We start from the raw sequence: 19,878 nt of genomic DNA, 5'->3' as shown, positions 1-19,878 counted from the left end.
TTATACTTCCTTTTTATCCTCTTCTGTCGGAGTCTTATCTATTTTGCCTGAAAAATCACTGGGGCGATCAGGAACTACCTGGTCTGCCAATTCGGGAATAACCTGTGTCTTGGTTGGCAATTCGCGGTTGGGGTGATCTGCCGGGTACGGCAATGTTTGTGCGGGATCTGAAGAGCTTTCCGTACTGTCATTACCGCCGTCAGGGTCCTGAGGATCATCTTCGCGCAGCCAGTCACGCAGGCGTCGTCCGGCGTAGACGAAGTCCATGGGCAGCACGATGAGGGCGATCAGCGAACAGAGTATTGCAAGGGATGCAAGAAGACCGGCAATGACGATAAACATGGGATCTGCAGTTAAATCCATAGTACCTGCAGCGTAGAGGCCGCCGCCGAGACCCAGAGCTAAAAATCCTATAAAAATCCTATCCATTGCCGCATCGGATAATTTGGTATAATGCTGCACTTCTTTCACCATGGAGAACAGACAGGGAACAAGGAATACCGAGAGCTGTACCACCAGCATGCCGCCAAAGCTGGGGATAGCCATGGGCACCATAACGTCCGAGCCGCGACCGGTGGAACTGAGTACCGGCAGCAAGGCTAGCAGCGTTGTGGCTGTCGTCATCAGGCAAGGACGAATACGGCGCTGAGCCCCGTGAATGACCGCAGTGCGCAAGGAGTGAATATCGTCGTGTTTTTCTTTGCTAAACTGATCCTTGAGGTAGGTTCCCATGACTACGCCATCATCAGTCGCGATACCGAAGAGAGCCAAAAAGCCGACCCAGACGGCGACGGAAAGATTAATCGACTTGATACTGAAGAGGTCGCGGAAGTTAATACCCCAGAGCTCTCCATCCAAAAACCAGTTTTGACCATAGAGCCAGATAAGGATAAAGCCCCCGGCCCAGGCTACCGCGATACCGCTGAAGACCATCATGGTATTAGGAATATTTTTGAAGTGCAGGAAGAGCAGGATGAAGATGACAAACATCGCCAATGGCAACACAACACGCAGTTTCTTTTCGGCGCGTATCTGATTTTCATAGGAGCCGGCGAAGTGATACTTCACTCCGTCGGGAAGAGTCAGCTCACCCGAGCTTATGAGACTGTTGAGATACTCATTAGCATTCTCAACCACATCCACTTCGGCATATCCCTTGAGCTTGTCGAAGAGTACATAGCCGGTAAGGAAGGTATCTTCGTTTTTGATCACCTGCGGACCGCGCACGTAATTCATTTTAGCGAGCTGCTTAAGCGGGATCTGCTGACCACCGGCTCCGGCAACTAAAATATTATCAATTTCTTCTATGCTATCGCGAAGTTCACGCTGATAACGAACTCTAACTGGGTAGCGTTCGCGGCCTTCTACTGTACGCGTTAAGGGCTTGCCGCCGATGGCAACTTCGATCACCTGCTGAACAGAGCTGATATGCAGGCCGTAACGTGCAATGGCATCGCGGTCAATTTCGATTTCCAGATAAGGCTTGCCTACTATTCGGTCGGCAATCACTGCTGCGGGGTTGACCCCGTGCACATTTTTCATGTGTTTTTCCAGTTCGATTCCGAAGGCTTCGATGGTCTCCAGGTCCGGGCCGTTGACTTTTATGCCCATGGGGGCACGCATACCGCTTTGCAGCATAACGATACGGGCGGCAATGGGCTGAAGCTTAGGCGCAGAGGTAGTACCGGGGATTTCGCCTGCTTTGATAATTTCATCCCAGATATCTTCGGGCGAGTTAATACCGCCCCAGGCTTCACGTTCTTCATTACCGTCAAGGGTGGGATCGAGCGGCAGACGCCAGTTGCGGAAGGGCATACCATCTTCATCAGGAATGAGCTTACCCTTTTCATCCCGCATGAATTTTCCCTGAACGACATATTTTTTGCCGTCGACGGCGGGCACGGCGTTACCGTCGATATCGCGCATGAAGTCGCTTTCGGAGGCATCGAATTTAAAGCGCAGTCTATGACCTCCGTCATCGACCAGATATTCGCCTTTGTAATTGATTACTGTTTCGAACATGGAGATGGGGGCAGGATCAAGTGGAGTTTCAGCACGACCTAATTTACCGACGACTTGGTCAATCTCAGGGATAGCTTTAAAACCAATATCCTGTTTGCTCATGGCATCGAGTGCTTCACCTATAGAAGCATGCACCATAGTGGTTGGCATGTAGAGGTAAGATCCTTCATCAAGCGGGGGCATAAACTCTTTTTGCAATCCGGGAACTTGGTGTTTCAAGTCGACGTACAGTTCGGATTTTTTCCAGTTTTCGGGCATCCAGCCGAAAGTCGTGTCGAAGCCGAGCCAGGCGGAGTAACCGCTAATCAGAATAATTCCGATCAATATCAGGAAGAAGGTCTTGAAGGTTAGAACAAAACGTAGAGTCCATTTATAGCAATATTGCCATAGCAGGAAAAAGCTAAGCAAAGCCGCAATGGGCAGGCCGACCGCTGCAAAGTTTTTCATTTCACCTGCGGAAGGTCCTAATGGCAGCCAGTGCTGTGAAAGGATCCAACAAACGCCTACAGCAATAGAGAGGTTGAGGATCCAGGTGCTACACTTCCAAGCACGTCCGAGTAGGATGTTTTTGACCTTCAATGGAGCTCGATAAAGTAATTGAGCCAGCACTGGTGTGATGGTCAGAGCGACAATCACTGCGGCGATAAGTGCGAAGGTTTTGGTGTAGGCTAGCGGCTTAAAGAGCTTTCCTTCTGCACCCTCCATGGTAAAGACTGGTAAGAAACTGACTACAGTGGTCAACACAGCGGTTAGTACCGCTCCCCCGACTTCACTCGTAGACTCAAAAACGACTTCATACATGGATCGTTTTCTCTCACCCTTTTCGAGGTTGCTCAAAATATTTTCGCAGATGATAACTCCCATGTCCACAATCGTTCCGATGGCGATAGCGATACCTGAGAGCGCCACGATGTTAGCATCAACACCGAAAACTTTCATGGCAATGAAGCAAAGCACCACTGCAAATGGCAGCGTGATGGAGATAATACCAGAGCTACGTAGATGCATCATCATCACCAAAATGACGATAATAGTGATCAGAATTTCCTCGGTAAGCGCGGTTTCAAGTGTTCCTAGGGTCTCATAAATAAGTCCGGAACGGTCATAAAAAGGTACAATATTAACCTGGCTGAGTTTGAGCCACTCCGGAGGATCCTGGCCGCTGCTAAGAAAGTTTTTCCAGGAGTCCTGATTGAGCTTCCCGTCTTCACCATAGGCATCGAAGCCATTTTCAGCCGCAAAGGTTCTAACAGTTTTACTGTCAGTTTTAGTGAAGTCAATAACCGCCTTGGAAGGCAGTCCGGGTGAGATCTCTTTAACTTTTGCCTTAATGGCTTTAATCGCGGCGAGTGGATTATCGCCGTAGCGCACCACAGCCACGCCGCCGACAGCTTCGGCGCCTTCTTTATCGAGTATGCCGCGGCGGAGGGCAGGACCCAGACTTACCGTTGCTACATCTTTGATCAGAATGGGGATGTTTTCATTGACTTTGACGACGGTTTTTTCGATATCGCTCAGGCTTTTTATAAAACCCAGGCCGCGAATGACATATTCCGCCTTATTGATCTCTATCGTCCGGGCTCCGACATCAATATTGGACATTTTGACGGACTTAAATATCTGATCCAGAGTCACACCATGAGCCCGTAGCGCGTCAGGGTTGACATCAATTTGATACTCTTGAACATGACCACCCACTGAAGCTACTTCACTAATACCTTCAGCACCGAGCAGACCGTAGCGTACATACCAATCCTGAATGGATCGTAGTTCATGTAGATCCCAACCACCAGTAGGATTCCCTTCTTTGTCTAAACCTTCTAGTGTGTACCAATAAACTTGGCCAAGTGCGGTGGCATCGGGTCCGAGCATAGGTTTAACACCGTCGGGCAGCGTACCCGCTGGAAGAGCATTGAGCTTTTCGAGTACACGGGTTCGCGACCAATAAAACTCAGCGTCTTCATTGAAAATAACGTACACCGAACTGAAACCGAACATGGAGAAGCTACGCACGGTTTTGACTTCGGGTACTCCTAGAAGTGCCGTGGTGAGCGGATACGTCACTTGGTCTTCCATATCCTGTGGACTGCGGCCTGGCCAACGGGTGAAGACGATCTGCTGATTCTCGCCGATGTCGGGAATCGCATCCACTGGAACCGGATCGCGAGGTAAAGCCTCAATCTCCCAATCGAAAGGAGCCACCATGACACCCCAAATTAGACTGGCGACAACCAGCAGGAAAACCAACAACTTATTGAGCAGGCAGAAACGAATCAGCCGATCAATCAGGCCTAATTTATCTGGATCACTCATTTTTCATTCTCCTGATAAACTTTTTTAATGCTACCGCAACGGTACATCTGTGAACCCCAATAAGGGTTTTCAACGCGCTCCGCAGTTTGTAGCCAACTGGCTCCCTGATCATTAAAAGCCATGGAGCAGTAGGCTTTGCGCACAGTGGATTTGAAATGGCCTTTTTCCGCAAGCTGTATCATGATTTCAGACAAAACCTGGAAATCCGCACGGGCGGCTTGAAGGTCTTTGTGGTGCATGTGGGCCAAAGAATCAATTTTATCTTCGCTAGGCAAAAGGACTCGCAGAGTTTTTATTTGAGTCTCGACGTCATTTGCAGACGGCAGCTGATCTTTACTCAGTGATTTTTGGATATTCAGGTAAGCCTGTAATGTTTCGGGTGCTCCCGTGGTGCTTTTAGGCTTTTGTTCTGCGGCTTGTTTCTCTTCAACCTGGTGGTGTTTATGCTCCATCTTTTCTTCACTAGACTTAGAGGAAACATTCTCTTTTAGCTTTGGCGTATAGTTCTTTTTTATACTCCCGCAGCGGTACATGCCGCTTCCAAAATAAGGGTTCTCAATGCGCTCGGCTGTTTGTAGCCAGCTGGCGCCCTGATCATCAAAAGCCATGGAACAGTAAGCCTGCTTTACAGGGCTTGAGAAGCTATTTTTTTCAGCAAGGCCAATAAGTATTTTCGAAAGCTGAGCAAAATCTGCACGAGCAGCAGCCAGTTTTTTATGGTGCATATGAGCTAGAGTCTTAAGCTCAGACGATGGTACGCCCAACTTTGGTAAATTATCAATAATAGCCTCGACATCTGGGCCTGCGGGTAGCGAATCTTTACTCAGGGCTTTCTGTATACTTAAGTAGGATTGTAAAACGAGATCTGCTGGAGTCATCTTAGAAGAAACACTATCCTTTTTGGGAAGTGCTTCTGTATGATCTTCGTGCCCCGTTTTCATTTCAGTTTTTTCACTGTTTGAGTTGATTTGCGGATCATCATTTAAGGAATTTGACTTATCATCTTCTCCGATGACCTGCTGAATCTCACCACAGCGATACATACCACTCCCGAAGTAGGGGTTTTCGATTTTGTGAGCTAGCTGTAACCATTGAGCACCTTGATCGTTCAATGCCATGGAACAAAAAGCGATTCTAATGGCTTGAGTACTGCCAAACTGCTTTGTTAAAAGAATCATCTGTTTTGATAAGGGCTCAAAACGTAAGCGCGCAATTTTCAGGCTTTCGCTATTGCTTATATGATTCATTTTTAGCTGTATCTGATGCAGACGTTTTGTTAATAAGGTGGCTACATCCGGACTTAAATTTGAGACTTGCAAAGTTTCTATGGCTTGCGTTAGCTCAATTCGATATTCTTTAACCTGGGTAAACTTATCCTGACTAAGATCCCGACTCAGAGATAAGTAAGCTTCTTGTATAGGATAAAGCTGTTCTAATATATCTTGTGGTAATTTAATGGATTTCAATTCCGCTAGATCTTCTTGACTCATCATGCTGGGCTTAGCCATGATTTGTAAAGCTGAATCAATTTTAAAGGCTCCATTCGTGACAACTAATTCACCTTCACTTAAACCTTGCTTGACGATATAGTCTTCACCTGCACGAGGGCCTAGAGTAATTACTCGTCCCTGATAGATCCCCTTCTTAGTTTTTACATAAACAACAGCGCGTTTACCCGTAATTAATACTGATGAAGCCGGGATAACAAGAGGGATTTTCGAGTCGCCTTTTTGAGTAAAGCCCAATTCCTCCGCAGGTACAAGATCCATGCCACAGACCGTACAGGGCCCTGGCTCGTCACTGATTACTTCTGGATGCATGGGACTGATCCATTTTCCTGCAAGTGAACTATCCACCATTTGACCACTTTGGCCAAGTTGTACTCGTACGCTGGCATTAACAAACATGTCCGGCTTTAGACGCCCGTTACGGTTATCCACATTTAAACGTACTTTAATCGTACGTGTTTTTGGATTGAGGACAGGATGAATAAAGCTGATCTGTCCCTGAAATAACTCTCCGGGGTAGGCTTGTGTTTCAAAACTGACGGATTGAGCAAAATGTAACCAGGGTAAATCACTTTCATAGGCTTCCAGTTCAATCCAAAGCTTACTGAGGTCGGCGATCGAATACACCGGTACGCCTTCTTTAACATAAGCCCCTTCCTTCAGGTGTTTTTTAATGACGATACCTGCCATGGGGGAGTATTTACTCAAGTGCTCAAAGGTGCGTCCACTGGATTCAATTTGCTGAATTTGCGTAGCAGTGAGCCCCCATAAGCGAAGCTTGTCGCGCGAAGCTTGAATAGCCATCTCTGAGCTTTCCCGCACCACTGCGATGTCCGACCCTTTCATTTCTTCAGCTGATTTGAGAGCCTGTAGTAATTCCTCCTGAGCGGTAATAAGTTCTGGCGAATAAACTTCAAAGAGGTGGTCTCCCTTTTTAACCTGAACACCAGTATAATCAACAAAGAGACGATCCAAACGCCCCCCAAAACGGGCACTAACTTGCTTAAGTCGAGTTTCGTCGAAGCTTACTTTTCCAAGCATATTAACCGTCATAGAAACTCTACGTTTTTCTACTGGGCTAACTGTCACTGCTGCTAGTTTTTCCGCATAGGGGCTTAAACGCAACTCACGCTCACCTAACTGTTCGCCACCCTTTTTCAGGGGAATAAGTTCCATGCCGCAGATGGGGCATGGAACTTTATCTTTGAGCTTTATCTGCGGGTGCATTGAACAGGTCCAGGTGATGTCCTCTTTCGTGGCTGAATTATTCGTTCCGGTAGCCTTGACAGAAGAGTTATTAATCACTGTTTTGTGAGTGGCACGACCGACAAAAAATGACACTCCTGAGCTAAGTAGTATGGCCCCACAAGCGACCCCTACGATGATATTTTGTTTGCGATTCATTGTTTATCTCCATAAATATTTTCATTTGCAGCGAGTTCTTTCAGCGTTGCATATTGTTTGTAAATTCGTGTTTCAGCTTTTTTTTGCATATGCTCAAAATCCAGCTGTTGACGCTGAATGTCGATCAACTCCAAAAAGCTTGACTTACCGTTGCGGTAAGCTTGTAGAGTTATTTGTAATGACTGAGCATTTTTGGGGAGTAGTGTGTCTGTATAGAGTCGGTAACTACGTTCACTATCTTGCAGTTCAAATAGTGTCGTAGTAAGCTGCCGCTCTAATTCTCGCTGCTTGCCGACACGAGAGTTCTTGAGGTTTTCCCGGCTACTGACCGCTGATTTCTCTAAAGCATTATACCTTTTTTGGTTGAGGGGAAGCGTTAAGCCAACAGTTAGCATTATGGGGTCTTTCCCATCATCAGGGTGAGTCGTATCTCCTCCGCTGGTGCGAATATATTTCACGCCCACTGAAAAATCAGGGTAATGATCTTTTTGAGCGAGCCGTATTTTGTCGGCTGCAGCTCTAAGTTTAAATTCAAAACTTTTTAATTGTGGATTATTCGTATAGATATCATGAAGCAATTGATCTTTAGATTTCAAAGAGCTGACAATAGCGGGTTTTGCGGTAAAATTAATCGCAGTCCCAGGATCAAGGTTGAGTAATTCATTTATGCGGGATTTGAGTGGTGTGAAACGAAGCTTTAAATGAGCTATACGGTCTTCTATCCGGCCCAATTCAACCTGTAGTTTAATCAAATCTTTAGAGCTCTTTCCTGTCTTTATTATATTTCTGGCAATAGGTTCAAAAGACAGTAATAAACGTTTGTTATCCTTCGCAATACGCAAGGCTTCTTGAAGGTAATAAAAATCATAATAAAGCTGCTCCAATTCTTTAATAACTTTTAAAGTCTTGGCTTGTAGCTCCGCTTGTGCTGCACGGGCTTTTTTAGATTGAGCTGAATACTGTAGATCAAGCCTGCCAAACCAAGGCAGTTTTTGTATGAGACTTACAGCCTGTTTTTGAGGACCTGTACGAGTTTCTACTTCTTCAAAATAATGGGTGAAACTAACGAATGGGTCGGGTAAATCACCAGCAGTATCAACCTGTAAAATCTCTGACTGCCAGTTGTTATAAGCAGCTTGGATCTGCGAGTTGTTGGCTAGAGCTTCCTTTTTTAATTTCAGTAGCTGCTCATCGCGCTCAAAGACTGGTTTCTGTTCATTGTTGCTCGCGGCTTGCAGAGCCACTGAGGTACTTTGCTCCTGTGCAGCTAGGGGTAGACACGTCGCGATAAAAGTGGCCCTTGCCAGAGTGTATAATATTTTTACCATGAGAAATAATCCTTTCCGTAAATTAGAGTTCCGCCAAAATGGCCAGTGACTGCCAAAAGCAACACCGTTAGAATAAGTAGGACACGAGTGCAAATTCGAAGTTTACGTGAGCCCTTTTTGAGATTGAAAATGCGGCAGATACTTGCTGCCAATGCAAAGACTGTGGTGCTGATTCCTAGCCAGCGATGCGAGTCGAGTACTTCGGCCAACTCACCTGGATAATTTGCCTGCATTGCAGATAACCAACCCAGTGCTGCAGCTCCAAGCGCGGCGATGGAGCCTGTGATCAGCATAAAGCTTGAGGCGTGCTCAAAAAATTGTCTTTTGAAAATTAGAAAGCAAAGCTCAGCTAGGAACGCTCCGAGCAGTAAACCTATGGGTAGATGCACCGCGATCGGATGAAAGCGGCCCAGAAACTCCGGAAGTGATTTCTGCGGCTTCCCGTGATCTGCTTTGTGATCATGATCCTCGTTGGTTTCATGACCGTGAGTTTCAGCGCTAGTATTCACGGCTTCGTTCTCAGCCATTTGACGGGTAAAGAAACTCTGAGCGTAAGAGCGCAGGTTTTCGCTGAACTTCTCGGGGTTTTCAGCAAAATCGCGACGACAGTCTTTACAGCAAAAGGCTACAGGTTTTCCCTGATATTGCATTGTGATATGAGATTCCACCCGTTCGTCAGTCATGACTGGACAAATCTCATTAGATACTTCGGCAGAATAGGCCGAAAATACCATAAGTATGATAATGATAAAGAATAGCTTCATGATTCTTCTCCAAATTCATTTGATGAATAGAGAGCCGACTTAACGGCACGAAAAAAGACATGAAGGCTCGGTGCGTCTAAGCGCCGCGAGCTTCATGCCGTCATGAAGTTATTAACAGAGGTAGCTGTTATGTAGAATGAATAGTGGTGTAGTGGAAGGACGCTTTGTCCATGCCCAACCAGGCGGACTCTTATTGCCGCCAAGTTCGGGTGAAATCAGGTTGACCAGAGCGGATTCATAAAAAGCGATATAGCTGCCAGAATCTGTTTCCTGTGAGATTATAAGTTTTAAATCACCGTTTGCCGTATAAGGCATAGTAAGCTGATGATCAATTGAGTTACAACAAATTTCTTTGAGTACCGGACCTTTAGTTTTCTCTGTTGCTTTTTCAGAACCGCAACAATCTTTTTTTACTACAACCTCGACTTTTTGGTCACAGCAGGATTTTAAAATGTGCAGTGAACCCTGCTTTACACAGGCATACAAGGGCATATCACCTAAAGCGAATACTATCGCTAATAAGCCTACCATAAATATGCCGAGTGTTCTTTTCATTTTGATTCCTGTTGTCTTATAAGTAAAGCTAGTCCGTCACCAGCTCATTGTCAAGCCTATACCCCTAGGGGGTATGATATTTTCCATTAATGAACTATATTCCAATTGATATTAAACCCAACTGGAGAAAGCAAGTGATAGACGAAAAAACAAAAAAATCAGCTCAGCGCCGACTCAAGATTATTCAAGGTCAGGTCTCAGGATTGCAAAAAATGATTGATGATGAAAAATATTGTGTCGATATCCTCACTCAGGTCGCCGCACTCCAAGCCTCCCTACGTGGAGTCGGAGAAGTTGTCGTTCGCCGCCACCTAGAAAGCTGTGTCACAGCTGGTATAAAAGGCGACAATCCAGAAAAACACTACGACGAGCTCATGCGTATCATCTACAAGCTGACTTGAATTATAAGCAGTCATCTACTTTCTTATCAAGAGATATTGGACCACCTATCTGTGCTTTCCAATATTTCCTTGGGTGAGTAGTTACATGATACTTCTTACAGACAGGCAACTCACCTTCTTTTTGATGAAGGTACATTTCATCACAATCAGCACATTTATACACCCCCAGTGAAGCTACTTGTCTGTATTGAATAAAATTAAGCATATCTATTCTACCCTATAAAAATACCTTTCACACTTTTCGTAAACTTTAAGTATAAACCCAATTTTAAATCACACAAGAATAAGGGATGTATGTTAATTAGAGCGTGTACATGTCTCTGACTTATTCAGTTCTTTACGGGCATCGCGTAAAATGAGGGTGGAGCCACGTAAGATCACGGCTGAGATGGTAAGGCCAACTACAATATCAGGCCAGCGGCTGTCAAGAAGCCAGACTAGCAGGCCACCAAGAATAACTCCCATATTGGCAATTACGTCGTTGGCAGAGAATATCCAACTGGCTCTCATGTTCACATCTCCATCTTTGTGCTTGCGGATCATACCGAGACAGGTGACATTGGCTATAAGTGCAAGAAATCCCATGACCATTATTAAAGTTGACACCGGTTCGCTGCCTACCCAAATACGGCGGAGGATATCCACAAGAATCAAAATACCCAACACGGCTTGAAAATACCCACTTAATAGAGCGGCATTTGCTTTTTTCTTTACTGACTTACCAACAGCGTAAATACCTATTCCATAGACCAGTCCATCTACTAGCATGTCTAGGGAGTCTGCTACCAAGGCAGTTGACTGGGCGTAAAAGCCAATAACTATCTCCAATAAAAACATGAAGCCATTTATTGCAAGAAGCCAACACAAAACTTTACGTTGAGCCTTGTCCTTCACTTCCACTTCGCAGCCACAGTCACTCATAAGGTTATTCCTGCTTTTTCAGAGCCTGTTTAAGAGGCGCTAAGGATTTATCAGAAAGTTTTACTAGAGGCAACCCCACTAAACTTTCAATTTCTAATAGTTTCATCCAGCATTCGTTTTCCTGCTGAACTTTCTCAAAATTCAGTTTCTGTAAATCTGCAAGTAGATCAAGGTACCTGAGAGGACTAATCGCACCAAGTTTAAAGGATCTTTCTGCATCTTGAGTATTTTGTTTGGCGAGAGGCAAAAGACTCTCCTTAATAAAACTCAACTTTTGGAAGCATAGCAAATATTGTGCGTGCAAAGTTTCCAAGTTACTCAGCGAATCATTAAGTTTCTCTTTGTAAAGAGCAATCATTTCAAGCCTTTCAGAATCTGCTTGAGCAATTGCTTGCTGATTACGGTCAAATACTGGTAACTCAATACTAAAAGGAATTGAAAAAGTTCGTTTATCTTCGCCGACTTCATCTTCAGAAGTGAAACCTACCTTTAAATCAGGGTACTGTTCTGCCAACTCTAAACGTAGTTTTGCATCACTGAGGTGAAAATCCATTTCAGATCGTGAGAGCTTCAAGCTATTAGAGATTAACTGCTTTTTTAAGGTATTTAAATCCATAGTAACTTCAGGCTTAGGCAAATTATTTGTCTGCTTAGATTGAAGTAAAGAAGGAGATAGTGACAGTAAACGGGAGAGCTTATTTACTTCAGTATGTAAATAAATTTTTTGATTGAACTCCTGAAGTTGAAATTCTGCTTGGCTCAGTTTTATACTATTGACACTCAAACTAGTAACCGTGCCCAGCTCCTTCATTTTTTCAGTAGACTTCCTGTTAATGTCTAAGACCTGCTTTATGTCGGACTGAACCGTCTGCAGCTTATTCGCCAAAGAAAAGCGGACATAGGCTTTTTTCAATTCAAAATAAAGTTCACGATGAGTAATAACCTGTTCATTGTACGCTTGAAGCGTCTTTAATTGATTTAGCTCATCATTGCGTCGTAGACGTGGGCCTAACGGAATGGTGAAACCAATACCAACAAAAGGTTGTGTTGCACTGGCTGTCTTTTCACTTAGGTTCTCTCCATGAGCAGGTCCGAACTCTAATTCAGGATTAGGCCAAGGGGTCTTTATATCTGACACTGACTTAAATGATTTATAGGTCTGTTGAATTCGCTGCAATTGTAAATTATTCTCACTCATGAGTGTTGCGGCGTCAGTAAAGCTAAAGCTTTCCCCTTCAATAGGCTTTGTTCGTTGCTTTTCTAAATCACTTAAGACTTCTTCAGGGTTCAGAGCCATAGGTTTATATGACTGACAAGAACTCAGTAGCAGTATACAAAAAGTAAGAATATAAATTCTATAGTTTAGAATAAACTGTTTCATATCAGTCCTCCTGAGAAATGACGGGTTTTCCGAAAAGCGAATAAAGAACCGGAAGAACCATGAGAGTTAATATGTTGGCGGAGATAACACCGCCAATCACTACGAAGGCCAAGGGACGCTGTACCTCAGCACCAACACCAGTAGATAAGGCCATAGGGATAAAACCGATACCTGCAACCAAAGAGGTCATCATGACTGGCCGTAATCGACTTAAAGCTGCCGCTGGCACAGCCTCCTGTAAGTGGGCTCCCTTTTTCATTAGGTTGCGTATACAGGATACCAGTACAAGGCCATCCAGTACTGAGATTCCTGATAAAGCAATAAAGCCTACTCCCGCACTTATAGAAAAGGGCATTCCGCCGTATTTTAAGGCCATGATACCACCTACAGCTGCAAAGGGAATACCGGTAAAAATAATCAGTGCGTCACGAGTGCTTTTAAAGGTTGTGTACAGTAAGAAGAAAATCAGTACCAGTACAATGGGAACGACAATCATGAGTCGAGTCCTAGCCCTTTCAAAATTTTCAAACTGGCCGCCATACTCAATATGATAACCCGTAGGTAGAGAAACACTTTCTTTGATCTTACTGCGAATTTCATCAACAAATGAAGCCACATCACGTTCGCGGACATTACAGGAGACTACTATGCGTCGTTGGCTCCACTCACGATTAATAACCGTGGGGCCATCCTCGAGTACTACATCAGCGACTTCTTCAAGAGGTATGCGTTTTCCGTCATTTGCGGTGATAAGAATTTTCTTGACCGCATCAGCGTCTTGCCGATAGGTCTCAGCTAAACGAACAACCAGATCAAAGCGCATTTGCTTTTCATAGACTTCGCCATTTTCTTTGCCGCCAATGGATTCAACTAAGGTTAGGATATCTTCTGTCGAGATTCCAAATCGAGCTATATCTTCCGGGCGAACTTTAATTCGTAAAACTGGTTGGCCAGTGATTTGCTCTGTGGAAGCACCTTTAGCTCCGCCAGTTTGATTCACCAAGGTTTCAACCTGCTCAGCAATTTCTACTAACTTATCGAAATCATCGCCGAATATTTTAATTCCAAGATCAGTTCGTATGCCTGCAGTCATTTCATTTACTCGCATTTCAATGGGCTGTGAAAAGGCCGATTTCATACCCGGTAATCCCTGCATCGCACGACTCATCTGAATCACCAACTCTTCCTGATTCTTGGCCTTGGTCCATTGCTCACGAGGTTTCAGTGTAATAAACATATCCGAGACTTCGATTCCCATTGGATCCGTCGCTACTTCCGGAGTTCCAGTTCGCGTCCAAACTTTATCTATTTCATCAGGAAATTCTTTGAGCATCATTTTCTCAATCTGATTACCGTAACGAACGGACTCTGGGATTGAAACACCAGCAAGTCTTACTGTATTGACTACTAAAGCTCCTTCATTAAGACGTGGAACAAATTCAGCGCCCAAAGATGCACCCATCCATATAGATCCAGATAAAATGAGAATGGCGGTTAAGCAAATAGCCACTTTTAGTTTAAGCGCTGTTCTGAGCAAAGGCGCATAAACCTTTTTCATGGCCCTCACAATAAGTAATTCTTTTTCTACGATTTTCTTTGGCAGAAGTAAGCTTGCCAACACTGGCATGAGTGTCAAAGAAAGAACCATTGAGGCTGCTAAAGCGAAAATAACTGTTAATGCCATTGGCTGAAAAAGCTTTCCTTCAACACCCTGAAGCGTTAAAATTGGCAAGTATACGATCATGATAATAAGTTCACCAAACATAGTGGGTTTACGTACTTCAATAGCTGCGTCGCGAACGACATCCAAGCGAGATCGTCCCTCTTTATTTTCCGATAGTCGCAGTGCGGCATTTTCTACCATAATTACTGAGCTATCGACAACTAAACCAAAATCGATTGCCCCTAAGCTCATTAGACTTCCTGCTATACCAGCCTGAAGCATACCACTAAAAGCACAAAGCATTGAAAGTGGGATAGCCAAGGCAACGATGAGCCCGGCACGTAAGTTACCCAGGAATATGAACAGGATGGCGACGACAAATAAAGCCCCTTCCATTAGATTATTTTTCACAGTATCAATAACTTGGTTCACAAGATCTGTACGATCATAAACAACACTAACTGTCATACCCTCTGGTAATGACTTTGCCGCATGATTCAGTTTCTCACGAAGACGAAGAGTGACCTCAGCTGAATTCTCGCCCATCAACATAAAGCCTAGACCCAGTACGTTTTCACCTTCACCGTTTGCGCTTACCGCTGCTCGTCTTATTTCATGGCCAATAACAACTTCTGCCACATCACGAATTCGAACAGATACGCCATCCTCACTCCTCAAGAATATGTTTTTAATACTCTCTATACCTGTAACTCTACCAATGCCGTGAAGTAAATAAGCCTCACCTTCACGGGCAGGCATAGTTCCGCCCCCTGCATTTCGGTTATTATTATTCAGAGCTTCGGAAACATCTGCAAAACTCAAATTATACTTGGCCAATAGTTCGGGATCAACAAGCACCTGGTACTGCTTTTCAAACCCACCCCAAGTATTAACTTCTGCAACACCAGGGACCGTTCTGAGTTGAGGTTTAATAATCCAGTTATTGGCCGTAGTTACATCGGTCAAGCTATGCCTTTCATCTCCTTCTACAAGGTAATGAAAGACTTCACCCAAACCGGTAGCGACCGGCCCGAGCTGGGGCTTAGGCATACCTTCAGGTAGATCGACGGCCTGTAAGCGCTCCATGACTAACTGGCGCGCGAAATAAATATCCGTGCCATCTTCAAATACTATTAATACCTGAGATAAACCAAATTTTGAAATGGATCGAGATTGCTTAAGACCAGGTAAACCACTAACTGCCTGTTCAATTGGAAAGGTTATCTGTTGCTCAATTTCAGTAGGGCTCAATGAGGGGGCAACCGTGTTAATAGCAACTTGGACAGGTGTTGTGTCAGGAAATGCATCGATTGGCAGCTTCTTCAAAGAAATCATACCACCGATACATATCAGAACCGTCAAAAATATAACTAGAAAACGGTTTTTGAGAGAGAACTCAATAATTTTATTTAACATTTTGGAGGTCTCCTTTAATCTGTACAGCCAGCGCCGATGCTACTCTTCAGGATTTCTGTTTTGAGTAAGAATGATCCTTGAGTAACAACCTGCTCACCTTTAATTAATCCAGCTTCAACAACAAAAAAGTCTTTACCTTCATAGCCGAGTTTTACTTTGCGAGGAGCATAAACATCAGCAGCCATTTTCACAAACACTACATGACAGCAACCTTCCCATTGGAGAGCCGTCTTGGGCACAACAATAACTTCTTCATCGCGGTGAATATGAACACGTACTTTCCCATAGGAATTGTTTCTAAGAAGTGAATCTGAGGAATTCACAAGTGCTAGAGCAGAAACCATTCGAGTTTTATCATTTACCTCAGAACCAAGCCATATGATTTTACCCATAAACTTTTGGGCATAAGAACCGCGAGTCGTAAATTCAACATGTTGACCTGGTTTCACTAGATTGGCTTCATCTAATCTCAAATCAATCTTAACCCACATTTTATTGAGGTTGACTACACTGGCTATCACAGTACCAGATTCAATAATTTCGCCTTCCACAACTGACTTGTTTACTATTGTACCACTCTGTGGAGCACGTATGACAAAGTTCCCTCCAGTTGCATCAATTTTGTCGGATTCTACGACACCCATCTTTCTCTTAATTAGGTCAACTTTACCTTGTTGAACAATAAGTGACTGCTGAATTTCCAAAGCTATTTTTTCTAATAAAGCTCCAAAGCCAGCAACTGCAGCAGTGTATTCTTTTTGTGCTTTTAGATAATTAGCTTTCAGCCCAAGACCACCTTCATTGAGTTGTTTTTCATAATCAAAGTTTTTTTCTGCGGCCTTCATTTCACTAATAAAGGTCAAGAGTTCTGCCTTAGCTGCACCCACTTTTAAGTTAGATACATTTTTAGTTGCATCTGAGACACTCAATTTTTTATTCTTGAGGATCTTAAGTAGTTCCTCAGTATCCTTGTGTAATGACTTTGTAAAAGAAAGTAAAGCTTTCTCAGTATTTAACTGGCTTCTTAATTCTGCTAGTTCGGGGGAATTTATACGTAGGAGTAAATCACCTTTTTTAACTTTCTGGCCTAATTGGAATTGCACTGCTTTGATCGTACCTTCAAAACGAGAAGATATTTTTGCCATTTCATCCTCATTATACACCGCTTCGGCATTGCATTTAATACTTTGAGTAAGAGGGCGGTTGCGTATTAATTCATATTTAAGACCTATTGTCTTTGCCATTTCCTTTGAACTTAGTTTTATGCGTAAGAGGTGTGTTCCACAAAAAGCTCCAGGAGGTAATTCTTTTTCTAGACTTATATCAATGGCTCTTTTCTGTTGTTGAAGATCATTCCGGACAGTTGAAACTTTTAGTCTTTCATTAACGGTTTCTTGTAAACCACTTTGGCATGGGAAACACTGTGACTCGGGAACACCATGACCTCCACACCAATCGCCAGTCTCTTTGAACTTAGCCTCTAGGCTTGGATGACAGCTAAAACAATCGTCTTTAGCAAAGCCATGCTCGCACCACTGATTCTCACTTGTAGGTGTATCTTGTTTGGAGGCAAGTCTTTTATCAACAACCTCCTGAAGACCATGTTGACACGGGAAGCATTGCGATTCGGGAACGTCGTGGCCACCACACCAATCGCCGGTTTCTTTGAACTTGGATTCTAGGCTGGGATCACAGCTAAAGCAGTTTCCTTCAGCGAAGCCGTGTTCACACCATTCTGTATTTTCTGTAGGACTTGACGCTGTTTTAACTTTAAGTTCAGGATGACATAAGGTGCATTCTGAATCGCGCGTATTATGTTCCTGACACCAATCTGACTGCAATGAATATTTTCTATCTGGGTCACAAATTGTGCACTGACTCTCGGGAACACCGTGTTCCGCACACCAGTCTATAAATGGCTTTTGATTAGTCGCTAATGAGGGGTCACATTTTACACACTGACTTTCCGGTGCGCTGTGTTCTTTACACCAATCACCCTTAGCTTTGAATTTCGCGAATGGATCACATAGTTCACACTGACTTTCTGGCAAATTATGTTCGACACACCAGTCATGTGAAGCTTTAAATTGTGATAGTAATTGCGGGTCGCACTGATAGCATTCACCTTTGCGAAAGCCATGCTCAGCACAGACTTCAATACGTCCCTCTGATGCAGGTTGTGTTGTTGTAGTCGATTTGAATTTATAAAATGCCCCTGCGCCTAGGAGGGAAAATAAGATAATAGTTATTATTAAAAGTTTCTTTTTCATGGTCTCTTCCAAATGGAATTATGTAGTAAATAAATAAAAAATTTTACTGAATGTCTTAAACATCAATAAATTAAGGTGAGTCGTGGTGCGGTTATTTACTTTTAACAGAGGAAGGACTGATAGAGAATATAAAAAGGTGGAGCGTTTGCTTGCTGTGGAGTGCGATGAGATAATTGTTTTGGCAAATCTTCTAGAGGAGCAAAATATTGAGGTATACTGGAAACCTTTACGGCGGCAAAAACCCAATCAGAGTTTAGTTGTTGGGAAAGCTCACTGTTGACTGCTTCAAACTCTAGACAACAGCCTGTAGGTAGCAGTGACTTTTGTGTCTGGTTGACTTGTAGATTTGAATTCTTTGATGAGCATGAACAGTGGTTTTCAGGTGTAACTTGCGGGCATTCGATAATGAACAACTCATCGGTCTCAAGGCAAAAACTAAAAGGGGCACTGTTAACACTACAGATTAACAGGGCTAAATTAAATGCTATGAGATTGAGGAGAAGTTTCATGAGTTATTTCTAAGCTAATATAGATTCATTTACCATCGCCACACTTTACACAAAGAGATTTTGCCGTGTAGTGTTCTTTACACCAATCGCCTTCTTTTTTATAGGCGGGGATAATTGCAGGTGAACACGTCGGACACATTACCTCAGCTATATTGTGCTCTTTGCAAAAACCTTTGCTTTCGAGTAGAGAATTGTCGCAAAAACCGCGGTCCACCTTAGCTATGTCGTGTGTTCCACAGTTTGTTGCTGCTGTGTGCCTGTGGTTATCATGCTCACCACATGATGAAAAACCCGCTAAAAAAAAGAGTGTATAAAGCGTTTTAAAAATCAGGTTTTTCATAGAGTTTATCCGGCGGTTCAATTGAGTTTAGTTAGGTCTTCAATACATTATGTGATAATGTAAAACATATAAGAGTTCTTGTAATCCTGCAAGTTCATTTTATGTTTTCGCATAATAAAATCACAGGTGCCGCATGATAAATTCAATCGAATGCTTCAACGAAAAGAAAATTCTTAGGCTCAAGCAAGAGATTTCCAAGGTCTCGTATGCTGACGAGGCCACACTATTTCATGCACTGTCAAATGCGCGCAGATTAAAGGTGTTGCATATATTAAAACTGGAACCTTGCTGTGTCTGTGACTTATCACAGATTATGGACTGCCCCGTGCCAACCGTTTCCCAATATCTACGAATTTTAAAAAAAGCCGAGCTTCTGGATTCCCGAAAAGAAGGCAAATTTATTATCTATAGCTTATCCACCAAGGCACAGAAGCTTCAGCTACTGTAATCCTCAGTAGATGCAGAAAAATAGAGTGAAATACTAGATTGGAGTGGAATTATTAAGATAATGATTTGTATTTTCAACTGTTTTGTCTATTATTTTAATAACCAAACGAGAATAATAAATTAGGTTACCATGCTTAAGCCCTCACACATATTACTATTAGCCCTCACACTATTAGTGTCGTTTTCCGGGATCTTACCGGAAAACAGCTTGCTTTGCCTAGGAGAAAATGGTGAAATTGAACTAGAGGGCAGTAGTTTAAGTGCTTGTGCTTGTGAACAAGAACGTAAAACCCATCTACACGAAACTGATGAAAGCGATCATTGCGATGAGCTCACATGTGCACCACAAGACTGTGTTGATATAGAAATAACATCCCCCATTAGTACGACTATTAGGGATATTTACATTATCCCCATGGTATTTCCGATACTAACGGACAGTCAACTTTTTGTATCTCGAAAACTCACTACTAATATCGCGAAACCATTTTTTCGCTCACACAAACCTAGTCTACCTCCACCCCACCTAAAAACCCTGGCCATCACTCAAGTCCTTATTTGATACCTAAGCTGTAACTCAGCTTTGCCTTCTTCCGTGCGCGTCCGCAACGGAAGAAGGCTCTATATATTTTCTAT

General features: G+C 43.5%; 14 protein-coding genes. 3 read left to right on the top strand and 11 right to left on the bottom strand.

What is annotated here, in order from left to right; translation table 11 throughout:
* The 5 genes from PQO01_RS05310 to PQO01_RS05290 all read right to left on the bottom strand — a co-directional run bounded on the left by PQO01_RS05310 (position 1) and on the right by PQO01_RS05290 (position 9,894).
* Positions 1–4,335, bottom strand: coding sequence for an efflux RND transporter permease subunit (locus PQO01_RS05310; RefSeq protein ID WP_274312995.1), 4,335 nt, complete (start codon positions 4,333–4,335; stop codon positions 1–3).
* Positions 4,332–7,247 (bottom strand): heavy metal-binding domain-containing protein, encoded by a 2,916-nt coding sequence (locus PQO01_RS05305; protein ID WP_274312994.1) that lies wholly within the window; start codon positions 7,245–7,247, stop codon positions 4,332–4,334. The genes PQO01_RS05310 and PQO01_RS05305 overlap by 4 nt, the downstream gene beginning before the upstream one ends.
* The gene (locus PQO01_RS05300) at positions 7,244–8,575 is read right to left on the bottom strand and encodes a TolC family protein (protein ID WP_274312993.1); all 1,332 of its coding nucleotides are present in this window, start codon (positions 8,573–8,575) and stop codon (positions 7,244–7,246) included. Before PQO01_RS05300 ends, PQO01_RS05305 begins: the two co-directional genes overlap by 4 nt.
* Entirely contained in the window at positions 8,569–9,339 is a 771-nt protein-coding gene (locus PQO01_RS05295; protein ID WP_274312992.1) for a DUF2231 domain-containing protein, read from the bottom strand. Before PQO01_RS05295 ends, PQO01_RS05300 begins: the two co-directional genes overlap by 7 nt.
* 111 nt (positions 9,340–9,450) lie before the next feature.
* Complete coding sequence (locus PQO01_RS05290) at positions 9,451–9,894, bottom strand: hypothetical protein (RefSeq protein ID WP_274312991.1); 444 nt, start codon at positions 9,892–9,894, stop codon at positions 9,451–9,453.
* Positions 9,895–9,983: 89 nt separating this feature from the next.
* On the opposite strand from PQO01_RS05290, the gene PQO01_RS05285 reads away from it, so the two are divergent.
* Complete coding sequence (locus PQO01_RS05285) at positions 9,984–10,295, top strand: metal-sensitive transcriptional regulator (protein ID WP_274312990.1); 312 nt, start codon at positions 9,984–9,986, stop codon at positions 10,293–10,295.
* 297 nt (positions 10,296–10,592) lie between these two features.
* On the opposite strand, the gene PQO01_RS05280 is transcribed toward PQO01_RS05285, so the two are convergent.
* The 6 genes from PQO01_RS05280 to PQO01_RS05255 form a co-directional block, all read right to left on the bottom strand.
* A complete protein-coding gene (locus tag PQO01_RS05280) occupies positions 10,593–11,216 on the bottom strand; it encodes a cation efflux transmembrane domain-containing protein (protein ID WP_274312989.1) in 624 nt (207 codons plus the stop codon).
* Between the two features lie 4 nt (positions 11,217–11,220).
* Complete coding sequence (locus PQO01_RS05275; protein ID WP_274312988.1) at positions 11,221–12,597, bottom strand: TolC family protein; 1,377 nt, start codon at positions 12,595–12,597, stop codon at positions 11,221–11,223.
* 1 nt (position 12,598) lies between these two features.
* Complete coding sequence (locus tag PQO01_RS05270; RefSeq protein ID WP_274312987.1) at positions 12,599–15,676, bottom strand: efflux RND transporter permease subunit; 3,078 nt, start codon at positions 15,674–15,676, stop codon at positions 12,599–12,601.
* 14 nt (positions 15,677–15,690) lie between these two features.
* Positions 15,691–17,946 (bottom strand): efflux RND transporter periplasmic adaptor subunit, encoded by a 2,256-nt coding sequence (locus tag PQO01_RS05265; protein WP_274312986.1) that lies wholly within the window; start codon positions 17,944–17,946, stop codon positions 15,691–15,693.
* Positions 17,947–18,047: 101 nt separating this feature from the next.
* Positions 18,048–18,455, bottom strand: coding sequence for a hypothetical protein (locus PQO01_RS05260; protein ID WP_274312985.1), 408 nt, complete (start codon positions 18,453–18,455; stop codon positions 18,048–18,050).
* A gap of 25 nt (positions 18,456–18,480) precedes the next feature.
* The gene (locus tag PQO01_RS05255; protein ID WP_274312984.1) at positions 18,481–18,795 is read right to left on the bottom strand and encodes a hypothetical protein; all 315 of its coding nucleotides are present in this window, start codon (positions 18,793–18,795) and stop codon (positions 18,481–18,483) included.
* Between the two features lie 133 nt (positions 18,796–18,928).
* On the opposite strand from PQO01_RS05255, the gene PQO01_RS21610 reads away from it, so the two are divergent.
* Entirely contained in the window at positions 18,929–19,243 is a 315-nt protein-coding gene (locus tag PQO01_RS21610) for an ArsR/SmtB family transcription factor (protein ID WP_420792900.1), read from the top strand.
* 129 nt (positions 19,244–19,372) lie between these two features.
* On the top strand, positions 19,373–19,804 hold the full coding sequence (locus PQO01_RS05250) for a hypothetical protein (RefSeq protein WP_274312983.1): 432 nt from the start codon (positions 19,373–19,375) through the stop codon (positions 19,802–19,804).
* The last annotated feature ends 74 nt before the right edge of the window (positions 19,805–19,878 follow it).

The organism is Lentisphaera marina (assembly GCF_028745505.1).
Classification (GTDB): Bacteria; Verrucomicrobiota; Lentisphaeria; order Lentisphaerales; family Lentisphaeraceae; genus Lentisphaera; species Lentisphaera marina.
Note: the sequence above shows the minus strand (reverse complement) of the source record. Positions and strands in the feature narration are given on the sequence as shown.